Annotated in this window: 10 protein-coding genes and 2 pseudogenes; 5 read left to right on the top strand and 7 right to left on the bottom strand. The window is 63.6% G+C overall.

The window, feature by feature from the left end; translation table 11 throughout:
• Positions 1-55: 55 nt before the first annotated feature.
• Positions 56-454, bottom strand: a complete 399-nt coding sequence (locus JFV30_RS15770) for a helix-turn-helix domain-containing protein (RefSeq protein WP_201124547.1) — start codon at positions 452-454, stop codon at positions 56-58.
• A 204-nt stretch (positions 455-658) separates the two neighbouring features.
• Here JFV30_RS15770 and JFV30_RS15765 point away from each other — a divergent pair, with 204 nt between their 5' ends.
• The 5 genes and pseudogenes from JFV30_RS15765 to JFV30_RS15745 all read left to right on the top strand — a co-directional run bounded on the left by JFV30_RS15765 (position 659) and on the right by JFV30_RS15745 (position 5,746).
• The gene (locus tag JFV30_RS15765) at positions 659-1,567 is read left to right on the top strand and encodes a LysR family transcriptional regulator (protein ID WP_201124546.1); all 909 of its coding nucleotides are present in this window, start codon (positions 659-661) and stop codon (positions 1,565-1,567) included.
• Between the two features lie 80 nt (positions 1,568-1,647).
• Positions 1,648-2,241, top strand: a complete 594-nt coding sequence (locus JFV30_RS15760; protein ID WP_201124545.1) for an antibiotic biosynthesis monooxygenase — start codon at positions 1,648-1,650, stop codon at positions 2,239-2,241.
• A pseudogene (locus JFV30_RS15755) lies at positions 2,238-4,074 on the top strand (amidohydrolase). Before JFV30_RS15760 ends, JFV30_RS15755 begins: the two are co-directional and overlap by 4 nt.
• Before the next feature lie 24 nt (positions 4,075-4,098).
• Positions 4,099-4,716, top strand: a complete 618-nt coding sequence (gene ycaC, locus JFV30_RS15750) for an isochorismate family cysteine hydrolase YcaC (protein WP_201124544.1) — start codon at positions 4,099-4,101, stop codon at positions 4,714-4,716.
• 142 nt (positions 4,717-4,858) lie between these two features.
• Positions 4,859-5,746, top strand: coding sequence for a LysR family transcriptional regulator (locus JFV30_RS15745; RefSeq protein ID WP_201124543.1), 888 nt, complete (start codon positions 4,859-4,861; stop codon positions 5,744-5,746).
• 1 nt (position 5,747) lies between these two features.
• Here JFV30_RS15745 and JFV30_RS15740 read toward each other — a convergent pair whose 3' ends face one another.
• The 6 genes and pseudogenes from JFV30_RS15740 to JFV30_RS15715 form a co-directional block, all read right to left on the bottom strand.
• A complete protein-coding gene (locus tag JFV30_RS15740; protein ID WP_010171974.1) occupies positions 5,748-8,207 on the bottom strand; it encodes a TonB-dependent receptor plug domain-containing protein in 2,460 nt (819 codons plus the stop codon).
• A 249-nt stretch (positions 8,208-8,456) separates the two neighbouring features.
• Positions 8,457-8,948 carry a RidA family protein gene (locus JFV30_RS15735; protein WP_201124542.1) on the bottom strand — a complete coding sequence of 164 codons (492 nt, stop codon included), beginning with the start codon at positions 8,946-8,948 and terminating at the stop codon, positions 8,457-8,459.
• 25 nt (positions 8,949-8,973) lie between these two features.
• On the bottom strand, positions 8,974-10,548 hold the full coding sequence (locus tag JFV30_RS15730; RefSeq protein ID WP_201124541.1) for a flavin monoamine oxidase family protein: 1,575 nt from the start codon (positions 10,546-10,548) through the stop codon (positions 8,974-8,976).
• Positions 10,549-10,589: 41 nt separating this feature from the next.
• A pseudogene (locus JFV30_RS15725) lies at positions 10,590-12,709 on the bottom strand (TonB-dependent receptor).
• A gap of 341 nt (positions 12,710-13,050) precedes the next feature.
• On the bottom strand, positions 13,051-14,010 hold the full coding sequence (locus tag JFV30_RS15720; RefSeq protein ID WP_201124540.1) for a D-isomer specific 2-hydroxyacid dehydrogenase family protein: 960 nt from the start codon (positions 14,008-14,010) through the stop codon (positions 13,051-13,053).
• Positions 14,007-15,185 carry an acyl-CoA dehydrogenase family protein gene (locus JFV30_RS15715; protein WP_201124539.1) on the bottom strand — a complete coding sequence of 393 codons (1,179 nt, stop codon included), beginning with the start codon at positions 15,183-15,185 and terminating at the stop codon, positions 14,007-14,009. Before JFV30_RS15715 ends, JFV30_RS15720 begins: the two co-directional genes overlap by 4 nt.
• Between the last annotated feature and the right edge of the window lie 93 nt (positions 15,186-15,278).

Raw genomic sequence — 15,278 nt, 5'->3', positions numbered from 1 at the left:
TGGAGCGAGGTCTGTGGTGCATATTCCAGAGGTTTGCGCCGGGGTGCAATCACCACTAGGCGGCGATCACGCGAAGCTGGTGGTTACGCCAGGTTATCGGGTTCACGCCTTCGCTGCGGCTGAATATGTGGCAGAAGTGTGCCTGGTCGCAAAATCCGCATTCCTGGCTGATTTGGGTCAGGCTCAAGCCAGAGCTGATGATCAGTTCCTTGGCCCGCTGGATACGTTGTTGCCGAATCCATTCCTGGGGAGAGAGGCCCGTGGTGCATTTAAAGGCGCGAGAGAAGTGGCTGCGGGACAGGGCGCAGGCGCGGGCCAGCTCGGTGACCTCCAGGCTTTCCCCAAGGTTCGCCAGGATCAGCTGTTTGACCATGCGTTCGCGGCGGGTACACAGGCCGCCGGTAGCGGGGGAGTGCGCGTGCCGGTCAGGTGCGATTTGCTCAAGTCGGGCCATGACAGATTCCGTGGTCGATGGGAGCGTTCCCGGTGAGTGAAAGTCCAGTGTAGACGGCCGTATTCTTGGCGCCGGGCTGTCTGGCTGGCGAGTTAATCGTTGTTAATTTCGCCAGGTGACTGCGGAAAAAGACAGCACAGGCATGCAATTGCACATGCCTTGAACGTGGTTAGCTGATGGGGTCCTCACCTCCCGGGAAACCCTATGAATCGCAACGACTTGCGCCGTGTCGACATGAACCTGCTGGTGATTTTCGAGGCCCTGATGTTTGAAAAGAACCTGACCCGGGTGGCCGAAAAACTCTTCATGGGCCAGCCGGCGGTGAGTGCGGCCCTGGGCCGGTTGCGCGACCTGTTCGATGACCCGCTGCTGCTGCGCAATGGGCGCGGCATGGAGCCCACGCCACGGGCCGTGGCGATCCTCAAGGAGTTGCAACCGGCCATGGACATCATTTCCGGCGCGGTCAGTCGCGCCAAGGACTTCGACCCTTCCACCAGTTGCGCGGTGTTTCGCATAGGGCTGTCGGATGACGCCGAGTTCGGGTTGTTTCCCCTGTTGCTCAGCCAGCTGCGCGAAGAGGCACCGGGGATCATCGTGGTCGTGCGGCGTGCGAACTACTTGCTGATGTCGGCGTTGTTGGCCAGTGGCGAGATCTCCGTGGGGGTCAGCTACACCACCGAGCTGCCGGCCAACGCCAAGCGCAAGAAGCTGCGGGATATTCCGTGCAAGGTCCTGCGGGGCGACGATCGGCCTGAGCCGTTGACCCTGGATGACTACTGTTCACGGCCCCATGCCATGGTTTCGTTTTCCGGTGACCTGAGCGGCAATATCGACCTGGACCTGGCACGGATCGGCCGGGCCCGGCGAGTGGTGTTGGCGGTGCCGCAATTCAGTGGGTTGCGGGCCCTGCTGGCCGGCAGCGAGATGATTGCGACGGTGCCCGATTATGCCGCGTGCGCATTGACGCAAGGCAGTGCATTAAGGGCCGAGGACCCGCCATTCACCATCGATGCCGCAGAGCTGTCGATGGTGTGGAGTGGGGTGCACGACAACGATCCGGCGGAGCGCTGGTTGCGATCACGCATTGGCGAACACATGTCCCGGGCGCTTTAACAGAGCACGTACATCCAATTTTTACCCAGCGCCACACCCCACACTGCGCCCATCGCTCACGTATTCAGGGGAGGAGCACGATGGACTCAGCAACGCAGCAAGGCGGGCCGGACGAGGTGGTCACCCTGGTGGTCAAACACCGCATCAAACCCGGCCGCGAAGCCGATTATGAAGCCTGGCTACGGCGCATCGTGCGTATCGCCGGCGAGCGCCCGGGCCACCTCGGCGTCGACGTGGTGCGCAGCAAGCAGGGCGGCCTCGCCCTGTTCACCTGCGTGCTGCGTTACCGCTCCACCGATGACCTGGAGCGCTGGCTCGATTCGCCGCAGCGCCTGGCGTTGATCAACGAAGCCGCACCGATGTTGGCCGATGGCGACCAGACCGAAGTCGGCGCGGTGAACGAGTTCTGGTTCTCGCCCCAGGCCGATACCGCTGCCAAGCCGCCGCGCTGGAAACAGGCGGTGGTCACGCTGCTGGTGATCCTGCCGCTGACCTTGCTGGTGCCGATCATCTGGGGCCCGGTCCTGCGGCTGCATCCGTTCCTGTCCAACTACATCGTTGCCACCTTTCTGGTCACCGTGACCATCGTCGTACTGGTGGTGTACCTGCTGATGCCGGCGGCCACCCGCCTGTTCGCTCCCTGGCTTGAAGCCTCTGTAAAGGAAACCCTATGAACGCTGATCTGATTCTGTTCAATGGCCAGTTCCACACCGTGGACCGTGAAAACCCCGCGCCACCGCAGTCGCTATCCACCAGGGGCGCTTTGTCGCGGTGGGCACCGACGGCGAAGCCATGGCCCTGCGGGGCAGTGGCACCCAGGTCATCGACCTCAAGGGCCGCACCGTCATCCCCGGCCTCAACGACTCGCACCTGCACCTGATCCGTGGCGGCCTGAACTACAACCTTGAACTGCGCTGGGAAGGCGTGCCGTCCCTGGCCGATGCCCTGCGTATGCTCAAGGACCAGGCCGACCGCACGCCCACGCCGCAGTGGGTGAGGGTGGTGGGCGGCTGGAACGAATTCCAGTTCGCCGAAAAACGCATGCCCACCCTCGACGAGCTCAACCAGGCCGCCCCCGATACGCCGGTGTTCGTGTTGCACCTGTATGACCGGGCCTTGCTCAACCGCGCCGCCCTGCGCGTGGCCGGCTACACCAAGGACACACCGAACCCGCCCGGCGGCGAGATCGTACGCGACAGCAACGGCAACCCCACCGGCATGCTGGTGGCGCGGCCCAACGCGATGATTCTCTACGCGACCCTGGCCAAGGGCCCGAAACTGCCCCTGGAATACCAGGTGAACTCCACCCGCCAGTTCATGCGTGAACTCAACCGCCTGGGGCTGACCAGCGCCATCGACGCCGGCGGCGGTTTCCAGAATTACCCCGATGACTACGCGGTGATCGAGCAGTTGGCCAAGGACGAGCAACTGACCGTGCGCATCGCCTACAACCTGTTCACCCAGAAGCCCAAGGAAGAACTCAGCGACTTCAAGAACTGGACCGGCAGCGTGACCCTGCACCAGGGCGACGACTACCTGCGCCACAACGGCGCCGGCGAGATGCTGGTGTTCTCGGCGGCCGACTTCGAAGACTTCCTTGAACCGCGCCCGGACCTGCCGCTGACTATGGAGCAGGAACTGGAACCGGTGGTGCGCCACCTGGTGGAACAGCGCTGGCCGTTCCGCCTGCACGCCACCTACAACGAATCGATCTCGCGCATGCTCGACGTGTTCGAGAAGGTCAACCGCGACATCCCGTTCAACGGCCTGCCGTGGTTCTTCGATCACGCCGAAACCATCACCCCGCAGAACATCGAGCGGGTGCGGGCGCTGGGCGGCGGCATCGCGATCCAGGACCGCATGGCGTTCCAGGGTGAGTACTTTGTGGAGCGCTACGGCGCCAAGGCGGCCGAGGCCACGCCGCCGATCAAGCGCATGCTCGCCGAGGGCGTGCCGGTGGGCGCCGGTACCGACGCCACCCGGGTGTCGAGCTACAACCCCTGGACCTCGCTGTACTGGATGGTCAGCGGCCGCACCGTCGGCGGCCTGGAGCTGCACGCCGAAGGCTTGCCCCGCCTGACCGCCCTGGAACTGTTCACCCACGGCAGCGCCTGGTTCTCGTCCGAGCAGGGCAAGAAGGGCCAGATCAAGGTCGGCCAGCTGGCGGACGTGGCGGCCCTGTCGGCGGACTTCTTCAGCGTCGACGAAGAAGCCATCAAGTGGATCGAATCGGTATTGACCGTGGTCGGCGGCAAGGTGGTGTACGGCGCCGGCGACTTTGAACATTTTGCGCCCCCAGTGTGCCGGTGCTGCCGGACTGGTCGCCGGTGGTCAAGGTACCGGGCCACTGGCGCCCGACCTCAACGCTGCAGGCCCAGGTGCACCAGTGCAGCGGCCCGTGTGGCGTGCATTCCCATAGCCATGAACGGGCGCGTCTCTCGAGCGTACCGGTCAGCGACTTCCAGGGTTTCTGGGGCGCGTTTGGCTGCTCGTGTTTTGCCTTCTGAATCAACCCCCAAAGGAGTGTTCCCATGACTTACAAACGCCTGAACAAAGATGACGCCGTGGTGCTGCTGGTGGACCACCAGACCGGCCTGATTTCGCTGGTGCAGGATTTCTCGCCCAACGAGTTCAAGAACAACGTGCTGGCCCTGGCGGACCTGGCCAAGTTCTTCAAGCTGCCGACCATCCTCACCACCAGCTTCGAAAGCGGCCCCAACGGCCCGATGGTGCCGGAGCTGAAAGAGCTGTTCCCGGACGTGCCGTACATCCCTCGCCCTGGCCAGATCAACGCGTGGGACAACGAAGACTTCGTCAAGGCAGTGAAAGCCACCGGCCGCAAGCAACTGATCATCGCCGGGGTCGTGACCGACGTGTGCGTGACCTTCCCGACGTTGTCGGCCCTGGCTGAAGGGTTTGAAGTGTTTGTGGTCACCGACGCGTCGGGGACCTTCAACGAAACCGTGCAACAGGCGGCGTGGGCACGCATGACGGCGGCCGGTGCACAGCTGGTGAACTGGTTCTCGGTGGCCTGCGAGCTGCAGGTGGACTGGCGCAACGACATGGAAGGCCTGGCCAACCTGCTGTCGCCGCGCATTCCCAACTATCGCAACCTGATGAACAGCTACTCGGCACTGGCGGCCAAGTAACCTCAGGGCCGAAGCAACCTCCTTGTGGCGAGGGAGCTTGCTGTGGCGAGGGAGCTCCCTCGCCACAGGGGTATCGATATTTGATTGGTGGTGATGCGACAACCCGGTTATAAAGAGCTTCAGCGTCCACCGAGAAGCGACAATGAACCCCTTCGAAGACATGCGCCTGTTTTGCCAGGTCATGGAATCCGGCAGCTTTACCGCCGCCGCCGAACACCTTGGGCTGTCCAAGCAATTTGTCAGCCGTCGCCTGATCCAGCTGGAAGAGCGCCTGGGCGTACGCCTGCTCAACCGCTCCACCCGCCGCCTGGACGTCACGCCCCTGGGCCAGAGTTACTACGAATCCGCCTTGCGCCTGCTCAGTGAAGTCGAGCAAGTGGAGCAGGGTATCGCCGGGCAAAACACCGACCCCCGTGGCACCATTCGCCTGAGCGCGCCGCTGTCGTTCGCCATGGCACACCTGGGCAGCCTGTTGCCGCTGTTCCTGCAACGCCACCCTCACGTCACCGTGGAAGTGGACCTCAGCGACCGCCCGGTAGACCTGATCAGCGAAGGCTACGACCTGGTGCTGCGCATCGGCATCCTCGAAGACTCGACCCTGATCGCCCGGCGCATCGCCAGCGTGCAACGCGTGTACTGCGCCAGCCCGGATTACCTGGCGCACCACGGTATACCGCAACGCCCCGACGACCTGGCCGACCACGAATGCCTGCCTTACGGCCATGGCCGCCAGGTGCAATGGCACTTCAAGGTTGACGGCAAACCCCACACCCGCAACGTCAGCGGGCGTATGCGGGTCAACAACGGCGAGTTGCTGTGCGAAGCCGCGATAGCAGGATTGGGCATCACCTACCTGCCGAACTTTATCGTCGCCCAAGCCCTGCAGGACGGCCGGCTGGTGACACTGCTGGAAGACTTCGCGCCCGAGTCCCTGACCCTTTCCGCCGTGTACCCCCAGCACCGCCAGAGCTCGCGCCCGGTGCAGGCGTTGATCGAGTTTCTGCGTGAACGCCTGGCCGGCGGTTGCTAAATCAGAACGCGTACTGCACCCGGCTGTAGTAATACCCGCCGGTAAACCCGAACGGCGAATAACTGCCCCAGTTGTCGCCGAAAGAAGAGTTCTTCACGCCGATGTGATCCGGGTATTTGTCGAACAGGTTCTGCGCACCCACCGCTACGGTCAGTTGCCGGGTGATGGCGTAGGCCACGTCGAGGTCGGTGATCCACTTGGCCGAATAAGTGCGGTCCAGGCTCGGATCGCTGGAGCTGTTGACCTCGGTGTAGGTGCCGTAGCGGGTCAGGCGCAGGTTGACGTCGAAGTCGTGGATCGCCCAGTCGGCAGAGAAGATCATCTTGCTGCTGGGTGAGGTCTTGGTGATCAGCGCCCGCGACTGGCGGCCCATCAACTGAAAGTTGCCCAGGGCGGCGAGCTGCGCCGGAGTGTCGTTGACGCTGAGGATTTGCGTGTGGTTGTAGTTCAGCGCCGCCGTCCATTTCACCGAGCCGTAGCGGTCGAGGTTTTGCCGGTAGTTGCCCACCACGTCCACGCCGGAGGTGCGGGTGTTGGCGCCATTGGTAAAGTACTGTGCGCCCGCCGTGGCCGGTACGCCGATGCCGTCCAGCAGCGCCGCAATGCCCGGGCCCTGGAAGCGTTCGCTGAGCACCAGGCGGTCCCGCAGGTTGATCACGTAACCGTCCACCGTCAGGCTCAGGTCGTCGCTTGGAGTCACGGCGAAACCGAGGCTGAAGTTGGTCGAACGCTCCGGCTTCAGTGACTTGGCGCCGAGTGCCTGGGCGCCGGCGGAATCCACCGGCAGGATCACGTAGTTATACGACTGGTACACCCCGTTGATGGTGTCGAACCCGGTGGAGCGCGCGGTGAAGATCTCGTTGGCCAGTGACGGCGCGCGAAAGCCGTTGCTCACGGTGCCGCGCAGGGCGAACACCGGGTTGAACGCATACCGGGTGCTGAGCTTGCCACTGCGGGTGCCGCCGACGCCTTCGTTGTAATGCTCGTAGCGCCCGGCCACGCCGACGTACCACTGTTCGGTGGGGTAGAAACCCAGGTCCACATAGCTGGCGAGGCTGTTGCGGCTGATCTTTTGCGCGTCTTCCGGGCGGATACCGTTGGTGACCTGAGCCCCCGGATCGGGGCGCTGCCCGGCCCGCGGATGGCCCGCCGGGAACACGTAGCCGCCATCGATATACGAGGCCTCGGAGCCGGCGCGGGTCTCGTAGCTTTCGCGCCGGTGCTCCAGGCCGAACGCCACGTCCAACGGCTTGGCCAGGCCGATCTCGTAGTTGTTTTTCAGGTCCAGGTTGGTGGTGAGCTGATCGGCAATGTAGATGCCGGAGGTAAACGTGTTCGGCGTGCTTTCACCCAGGGACGGGTTCTGGTTGTCGTAGGTGCGCTGCTTGGCGTAGTTGCGCCCGTAGGTGCTGCTCAAGTCCCAGGCCCAGCCGCCGCCGAGGTCGTTGCCCTTGGCACCGAAGGCCGATTGAAAGTCGGTCTCGTTGACCAGCCAGTACGGGCTGTAGCCGTCGGGGTAACCATTGGGCCCGGTAGTGATGGTGTTGCGGCCATTGGGCAGGCGGAAGTTCTGGCCGTCGTTGTTCTCCCGGGTGGCCAGGGTGGAGAACGAGTACAGCGTCAGGTCATCGTTCAGCGGCAGGTCGAGGTTGTACGCCACATCGGCCAGTTGGCTGCGGGGCGAACCATAGCCTTTGTAGGTATGGTGACTGGAGGTGGCTTCGCGCGGGTCGGGGGAGCCATCGGCCAGCGGGTAGTAATGGCTGCTGTAGCCGTTGCTGCCGGCCTTGTTGTCGCGCTCCTGGTAGCGGGTGTCGAGGGACACGTTGAGCACCCCGGCTTCGCCCACCTGGAAGCCATAATTCAGCGCCTCCTGGCCGGTGCCGCGCTTGCCGTCGTAGTTCTGGCCCAGGGTGGTGTCGGAACTGCCGCCGGTGGTCTGCTTGAGGATGATATTGATCACCCCGGAAATCGCATCCGAACCGTACTGGGCGGCGGCGCCGTCGCGCAGCACTTCCACATGGTCGATGGCAGCCACCGGGATCAGGTCCAGGTCGCTGGGGGCGGCGCCGCTGTTGATGCCGTTGATGTTCAGGGTGGCGCTGGTGTGCCGGCGTTTGCCGTTGACCAGCACCAGCACGTGGGAGGCGGTGAGGCCGCGCAGCGTGGCTGAACGCACCACGCCACTGGCATCCCAGCCGGCGCGGTCCGGCAGGTTGAAGGACGGAATGAGCTTGCCCAATGCCTCCAGCAGACTCGGCTTGCCCACCGCCCGCAGCTGCTCGCCGCTGATCACATCAATCGGTGTAGGGCTGGTGGTGACCGTGCGTTGTTCGGCGCCACGGTTGCCGGTGACCACCACGGTGTCGAGGGTGGGGGAGCGGTCTTCGGCGGATTCGACGCCGAAGGACGCCAGGCCGCACGCCAGCGAGAGCGGCAGCAATAAGGGACGGCTATGCATGAGAGTGAAGCTCCTTGGTCTCAGATGTTGCTTGCCCTGTGGAAGGAGAGGGCTTGTCCTGTGGCGAGGGGGCTTGTCCCCGTTGGGCTGCGAAGCGGCCCCAATAAGCGCACCGAGTTCTACCAGGCAAACGTGGGCGCCTGGTTTGGGGCTGCTTCGCAGCCCAACGGGGACAAGCCCCCTCACCACAGAAAGCACCTCGCCACAGAGATACCCAAGCCGAACAGGTTATTTGCGATGCCCGGGGGATCAGCGTTTGCGCGCGGCAACCGCTTCGATTTCTACCAGCCCGCCGGGCAACGGCAACGCGACGACTTGCACGGCAGTGCGCGCCGGCTTTTTCGGTTGCTCGGCACTGCCGAAGAACGGCGTGTAGCCTTCCTGCAAACCGGCGAAGTCCAGCTTGCCGCCCTTGGCCGGATCACCTACCAGGAACACCCGCAACTGCACCACATCCCCCAGATCCAGACCCTGGCTTTGCAGTACGCCCTTGAGCTTGTTGAGGATCGACGTGGTCTGGATCGCCGTGTCGCCATAGGCCGCAAACGAGTCTTTCGGTGCCTTGGGGTCGTGCACATCAGCCAGCAATCCACTGACAAACAGCAGCTCGGTTTGCGGTGGCACCGACACCGCCAGCGAGATCGGGAAGTTCGAGTTGGGCAGCGGCACGCGCTTGATCTCATCGGCGTGGGCGGCGAGGGTGGTGGCGGTCATCAGCAGTCCTGCAAAAAGAGTTTTCATCAGTTCATTCCTTGAGTGAGAAGGTTCAGGCGGCAACGCCCGGTTGCTGGCGTTCGGCATGGCGGCCGATCAGCGAGACGATGCGCCGTGCGGAGTCGGCGGCGCTGTTCTGCCAGATGCCGACACCGCCGTGGGCGAGGGCGTCGCTGGCCAGGTAAGTACGGCCCTGGGGCTCGTTGAGCAGGCGATAGGCACTCTCGCCAACCTCGTCGTTGACGATCCACGGGCCCTTGCTGTAGCTGACTTTCGACCAGTTGATCGCCACCGGTTTTTGCAGTTTGGCGCTGTGGCCGGGGTGCAACAGCTCCACCGCCTGGCGTGAAGAAGCGAACTGTTCGGCCAGGGATTTTTTGCTGAAAGCCTGGGCCGACTCGCTGGTGTTGTAGGCCGCCACCAGAATCCCCTGGGCGCTGTTGAGACGGTCGCTGGGGTACCACAACCCTTTGACTTCATGGTCGAGGTACGACAGGCCGCCGTAGATGTTGAAGTCGGTTTCCCAGAAACGCGGTGCCTGCCACGCCACCTTGTTGGCCTGGTCGCTTTGCGCGGTCTGGATCGCCTGCTTGAACGGCGCGGTGAAGTTGCTCGGCAGCTTGGCCAGCAGTGGCAACGGCACGGTGACGATGGCGTAGTCGGCGCTCAGGGTCTGGGTCTTGCCGCTGAGGCGGTCGCGGTAGCTGATGCGGCTGCCTTGCTCTGAGGTCTGGATATCACTGACTTCAGCGTTGAAGCGCACCGCATCCTTGAGGTGCTCGTAGAAGGCATACGGAATGCGGTCCATGCCACCCACCGGCTGGAACATGGTGGAGGAAAACTCCGGTATTTCGTCGAACACCAGCGCGCCCCACAGATTGGGATTGAGCAGGGTTTGCAGCTCCAGCGGGGCGCGGGTCACGCCGGTTTGATCACCGGCACCGGGCACCCGGGTGTAGCCGGAACGCACCGAGCCCTTGTATTGCAGGTCGCCGTTGAGGTCGCCGTACACCTTGAGGAAACTCAGCAGGGCCTTGCGGTCGTCCACGCTCAGGTCCTGGTCCAGGGCCTTGCGGCTGACGGTACGGGCCAGCAGTTCCGAGAGCTGGCCACGGGTGTCGTTGACCGCCTGGCGCAGTTGAAACGCTGGTTGCTGGGTATCGGGGCGGGCCAGGGCGTTGCGGCTGCTGTTGACCAGCACTTGCAGCTCCACCCCCAGCTCGCGGCAGTAGCCGAGAATCGTCTGGTGGTGGCTGGGAATCCGCGCCGGGCCGGCATTGAAAAACTGCCCGGCGTCAAAGTCGACGGTCTGGCTGACACCGTCGTCGAAGTCGACTTTGGTGCCACGGCGCAGCGTCCAGTTGCGCCCGCCCACCCGGTCGCGGGCCTCCAGGATCGTCACGTTGAAACCGGCCTTGCGCAGCTCGTAGGCGCTGACCAGCCCGGAGATCCCGGCGCCGACCACCACCACGTTCTTGCCCTTGCCGGTGCTGCCCAATTGCAGCGGGGTAAAGCTCGATGCCACTGCCTGAGGCGTCAGCCCCAGTGCGCCCAGTGCGCTGACAGCGGCGGAATAACCGCCCACGGCGGCAATACGGGAAATCAGTTCCCTGCGGGTAAAAGCCATGATTCGCTCCTTGAGATAGCGGTGCTTTTGGAGGGGTAGCGTCAGAGGTCGTAGCGCACGGTCAGCAACAGGGTTCGCGGGTCGTTGACCGAGTAGTAGCGGGCGCCGCTTGAGGGCACGTAGCCCACCGACTGCGGGTAGGCGCGGTCCAGCAGGTTTTTCACCGCGAGGGTGGTGGTCCAGTGACCGTCGCCGCTGATGTAGCGGGTGTTGGCGTTCCAGAAGGTCTGTTGCGGGATTTCCTGGATGTCGTCGTTCAGCGCGTTGGCATAGGACTTGGTCTGGAACTGCGCATCGGTGCCCGCCAGCCAGGTGCCGGGCAACCCGGCAGGAATGGTGTAGTTCAGGCCCAGGCTGGCGTTCCAGCGCGGCGAGAACACCAGTTGCTTGCCGTTGGCATCCACCCCGGCACCGCTGGCGTTCTGGAAGTCGTCGTACTTGCTTTGCAGGTAGCCGACGTTGGCGGTCAATTGCAGGTCGCGGCTCAGGGCGGTGAGGGTTTCCAGCTCCACGCCGTAGGTGTGGGCGCGGCCAACGTTGGTGCGCAGGCTCACGCCCAGCGCCGGGTCATAGGCGTTGGTTTGCAGGTCCTTGTAGTCGTTGTAGAACACCGCGACGTTGGCCCGCAGGCGCTGGTCGAAGAAGTCGCCCTTGACCCCGGTTTCCCAGGTGGTCACGTCTTCCGGGGAGAACGCCTGTTCGGCGGCGGCCTGGGTCGGTGCGCGGTTGTCGTAACCGCCGGCCTTGAAGCCTTTGGCGACGTAGGCGTACTGGTTCAGGTGCGGGGTCCAGGCGTATTCGAAGCCGATTTTCGGGCTGGTGGATTGCCAGGATTTGCTCGACTCGGCGGTGAAGTTGGTGCCGGTGATTTCCCGGTTGGTGTTGATCGCGTAGTTGGTAAAGTCGAAATTCTTGTGCTCGCGGGTAAAGCGCAGGCCGGCGATCAGCGACAGTTGTGGCGTGAGCTTGTAGGTGCCCTGGCCATACAGTGCGTAGCTTTCGGTGTTGGTGGTGCTGTATTGGCCCTGGCCGATCACCCGGTTGCGGGCGATGGAGTAGGTGAGGTTGTCGCGGTCGGCGTCGAACTTCTCGCGGTACAGGTACACGCCGGTGCTGAAGCTGAAATCGTCGTAGTCGCCGTTGAGCTGGAACTCCTGGGTCGCATAGTTCTGCTTGTACAGGATCAGGTTGTTCTGGATCAGCGCGGCTTGCCCTGAGTTGTCGTAATCCACCGGTTGGTGGAACGCCGAATAGGCGGTCACCGACTTGAAATTCAGGTTGTCATTGATCGCATAGATCGCCCGCAACACCGAGCTGCCCTGGTCCAGGCGGTTTTTCGGGTCGAGGCTGCTGTAGCTCTTGAACTTGTCGAAATGCCCGTTGGCGTCGAAGGGCGTGTAGCTGGTGGTGTCGCCACGGTCGAAGGTGCCGGCCAGGGTCAGTTGCACATCCCAGGGCGAATCCACCGGCTTGTAGCGCAGCTTGCCGCGATAAGACTGGATGTCGACGTTGTTCACGTCCTTGCCACGGGTCGGGTCGGACACGGTGCCGTCGCGGCTCAGGCGAATCGCCGAGAAACTGCCGAACAATGCGTTGTCCACCAGCGGCCCACTGATCAGCAGGCGTGCGTTCTGCGCGTCGTAGTTGCCGGCGCCCAGCTCGACAAAGCCACGGGTTTCCTGGCTGGGGTCGCGGGTGATCACACGGATCGCGCCGGCGCTGCTGTTACGGCCATACAGCGTGCCCTGTGGGCCGCGCAACACTTCGACCCGCTCCACATCGTTGAAGTCGAGCATCGAGGAAATGGCGCGGGGGATGTACAGGTCATCGGCGTAGACGGCGACGGCGGCTTCCTGGATCGGGTCGGTTTCGCCGATGCCGCGGATGCCATAGGTCTGGGCGCTGTAGGAGATCGACTGGCGGCTGAGTGTCAGGTTGGGTACCTGGCCCGAGAGGTCGCGCACGCTGTTCATCTGCTTGTCTTCGAGGGCTTTTTCATCGAACGCGGAAATCGCCAGCGGGGTTTTTGCAGGTCTTCGCTGCGGTGCTCGGCGGTGACGTTGACCACCGGCAGGGCGGTGTCGTCGGCATGGGCAGTGAGGCCGAACAGGGCGAGGGAGACGGCCAGTGTCAGGCGATTGGGTACGGCGGTAGGACTCATGATGGACCCCTGAGGTGGTTGACGGTTTAGGCAAAGTCGGGCCTCCACCTGGTCAGGGGTCGGTATTGGATGTAACAGTATTTGTATAAATGCCGGGCGTAAAAGTCCGATTAGTTATAAGTTAATTATAAAAAATAGGTATGTAGTGGTTAGGTTGTGATGCGTAAGGCTGATGATGTTTTTCAGCCAACAGAAAACAAATGTGGGAGCTGGCTTGCTGTGGTGAGCGGGCTTGCCCGCGCTGGGCTGCGAAGCAGCCCCACCAATCTGTAGTGAACCCGACAGGGGACAAGCCCCCTCACCACAGCAAGCCAGCTCCCACATTTTTAATCGCGCCGGGCTTAGTAACCGCGTTGGGTATCGGCCAGGTTTTCCAGCGGCAGATCACCCAGGTACCTTTCCAGATTGCCCAGAAAGCTGTCCGCAATATCATGCCGGCTATGGGTCGAAATCGCCGACGTATGCGGCGACACCCTGACCCTCGGATGCCCGTACAGCGCATGCCCGTCGGGCAATGGCTCGGGCTCGGTCACATCCAGCGAAGCCAGCCCGATATGGCCGCTGTCCAGCGCTTCCAGCAGCGCCTCATGATCCACCAAACCACCCCGGGCAATGTTGATCAGGTGCAACCCCGGCCTGGCACTCGCCAGCACTTCACGATTCACGATATGCCGCGTGGCCTCGGTCAACGGCGCGGCGAGCACCAGGTGATCAGCGCGAGCGAACAGGTCGTGGATATCCCGCGCCGCTTCCACGCCGTCTACGTCAAACGGCGTCTGGCTTTGTCGCAACGCCACGACCTTGATCCCCAGCCCATGAGCCTTCTGCGCCAGGCTGCGGCCAATCGCGCCAAACCCGAGAATTCCCAGCGTCGTGCCCTTGAGCGGGCGCAACGCGGTGAATTGCCATTGCGAATCCTGCACCCAGATATCCGGTAAATGCTTGGCCGCGGCGAAGATCGCCGCCAGGGCAAACTCGGCGAGGTTCTCGGCGGCGCTGCCCCGTGAGGTGCTCACCGGCGGCCCGTTGAACAGCCACTTGGGGTAGAAATCGATGCCCGACGACACCACCTGAATCCACTGCACGCCATACGGCCAGCCCGGTGGCGGGGCGTCTGGCGCGGTGTAGCCACGCACATTGATCGGCCGCGCCAGCAGGATATTGGCCTGGGGCGGCAGGTCGCTGGGCACCCCGGCGGGTACACCGATGACCTCGGCACCGGGGTGCGTGAGGGCCAGGCGCTCGCGGATCACTGCGTTGAAATCTTCGTCCAGCTGGCTGGCGATAATCACCTGGCTCATGTGCGTTCCTTCTGTCGTTGAGCGAAGACAGCTTTGCCGACACCTTGCAGCACGGCGTCGTTCTGCGGGGTGTGCACGCGGCTGCAGAGTACGTCGCGGTAATGCCGTTGCAGCGGGCTGTGGCGGGACAAGCCAGGATTGCCGGAGGCCTCGATGGCCAGCTCCACGGCGCGGATTGCGTTGCCGGTCACCAGGCATTTGATTTGCGCGGCATTGGCTGCCGGGGTGTGCCCGTCGGCGGCGGCGTCCAGCAGGCTGCGGTTGGCAAACAGCAGGGTGTCGATATGCCCGACGGTCTCCTGAAAGCGCGGCAAGGTCGACAGCGCCGCACCGAGGTTGGACGGTTTGCGCTGTTCCAGCCAGTCCACCAGCCAGTCGCGCGCGGCCTGGGCCACGGCGTCGTACACCGATGAGAGCAACACCGACATCCACAGGAACCCGTCACCGTCGAGTTCCGCCTGCGGCGCGCTCCAGGGGCTGACGCTGACCGCATGGTCCAACGGCACCAGCACGTTATCGAACACCACTTCGTGGCTGCAGGTGGCGCGCATGCCCAGGTGGTCCCAGGTCTCGACAATGCTGATGCCGGGGCTGTCCTTGTGCACCAGCCAGGCGCCTACCAGCGGGTCTTCATCGCTGCTGCGCGCCCACACGCTGAGCCACGTCAGGCCATGGCTGCCGGTGGAGTAGATCTTGCGACCGCTGATGCGCCAACCGGCGGAGGTACGCCGTGCGATCGTCGCCGGCAGCCCGCCACGGGCCGGGGTGCCGAGGTCGGGTTCGACCCGCAGGGCGTTGATCAGCGCGCCATTGCGCACCGCGTCTTCGGCCACTTGGGTGCGCAAGGCCGGCGGCCAGGTTTTGCTGTCTTGCAGGCGGGTGTGTTGCAGGTACTGCATCACCAGGATCAACGCGGTGGAGGGTTCGCCCTTGGCGATGGCGCTGATGGTTTTGCGCGCCTGGGCCAGGTTGGCGCCACCACCGCCCAGCGCCTTGGGCACGGTCAGGGCGACCAGTCCGTGCTGGTGCAGCAGCGTGAAATTGTCATGGGGGAACGCGCCGCTTTCATCGTAAAGGTGGGCGGTGGCGGCGAGCTGGCTGCCGAGGCGTTCCAGCAAGGCTTCGAAATTGGCCACTTCCACGGAGCGCAGTGACGGTTGAGAAGAAAGGCTCATGATGGGTGTACTCGTTCAAAATGTGGGAGCGGGCTTGCTGTGGTGAGCGGGCCTGTTGTGGTGATCGGGCTTGTTGTGGTGAGCGGGCTTGCC

The organism is Pseudomonas sp. TH32 (assembly GCF_016650855.1).
Taxonomy (GTDB): Bacteria; Pseudomonadota; Gammaproteobacteria; order Pseudomonadales; family Pseudomonadaceae; genus Aquipseudomonas.
Note: the sequence above shows the minus strand (reverse complement) of the source record. Positions and strands in the feature narration are given on the sequence as shown.

Coding starts and splice junctions, on each gene's coding strand:
- JFV30_RS15745 (WP_201124543.1), top strand. CDS start 4,859: ATGAACCCCTTCGAAGACATGCGCCTGTTTTGCCAGGTCATGGAATCC.
- ycaC (WP_201124544.1), top strand. CDS start 4,099: ATGACTTACAAACGCCTGAACAAAGATGACGCCGTGGTGCTGCTGGTG.
- JFV30_RS15760 (WP_201124545.1), top strand. CDS start 1,648: ATGGACTCAGCAACGCAGCAAGGCGGGCCGGACGAGGTGGTCACCCTG.
- JFV30_RS15770 (WP_201124547.1), bottom strand. CDS start 454: ATGGCCCGACTTGAGCAAATCGCACCTGACCGGCACGCGCACTCCCCC.
- JFV30_RS15715 (WP_201124539.1), bottom strand. CDS start 15,185: ATGAGCCTTTCTTCTCAACCGTCACTGCGCTCCGTGGAAGTGGCCAAT.
- JFV30_RS15740 (WP_010171974.1), bottom strand. CDS start 8,207: ATGCATAGCCGTCCCTTATTGCTGCCGCTCTCGCTGGCGTGCGGCCTG.
- JFV30_RS15730 (WP_201124541.1), bottom strand. CDS start 10,548: ATGGCTTTTACCCGCAGGGAACTGATTTCCCGTATTGCCGCCGTGGGC.
- JFV30_RS15720 (WP_201124540.1), bottom strand. CDS start 14,010: ATGAGCCAGGTGATTATCGCCAGCCAGCTGGACGAAGATTTCAACGCA.
- JFV30_RS15735 (WP_201124542.1), bottom strand. CDS start 8,948: ATGAAAACTCTTTTTGCAGGACTGCTGATGACCGCCACCACCCTCGCC.
- JFV30_RS15765 (WP_201124546.1), top strand. CDS start 659: ATGAATCGCAACGACTTGCGCCGTGTCGACATGAACCTGCTGGTGATT.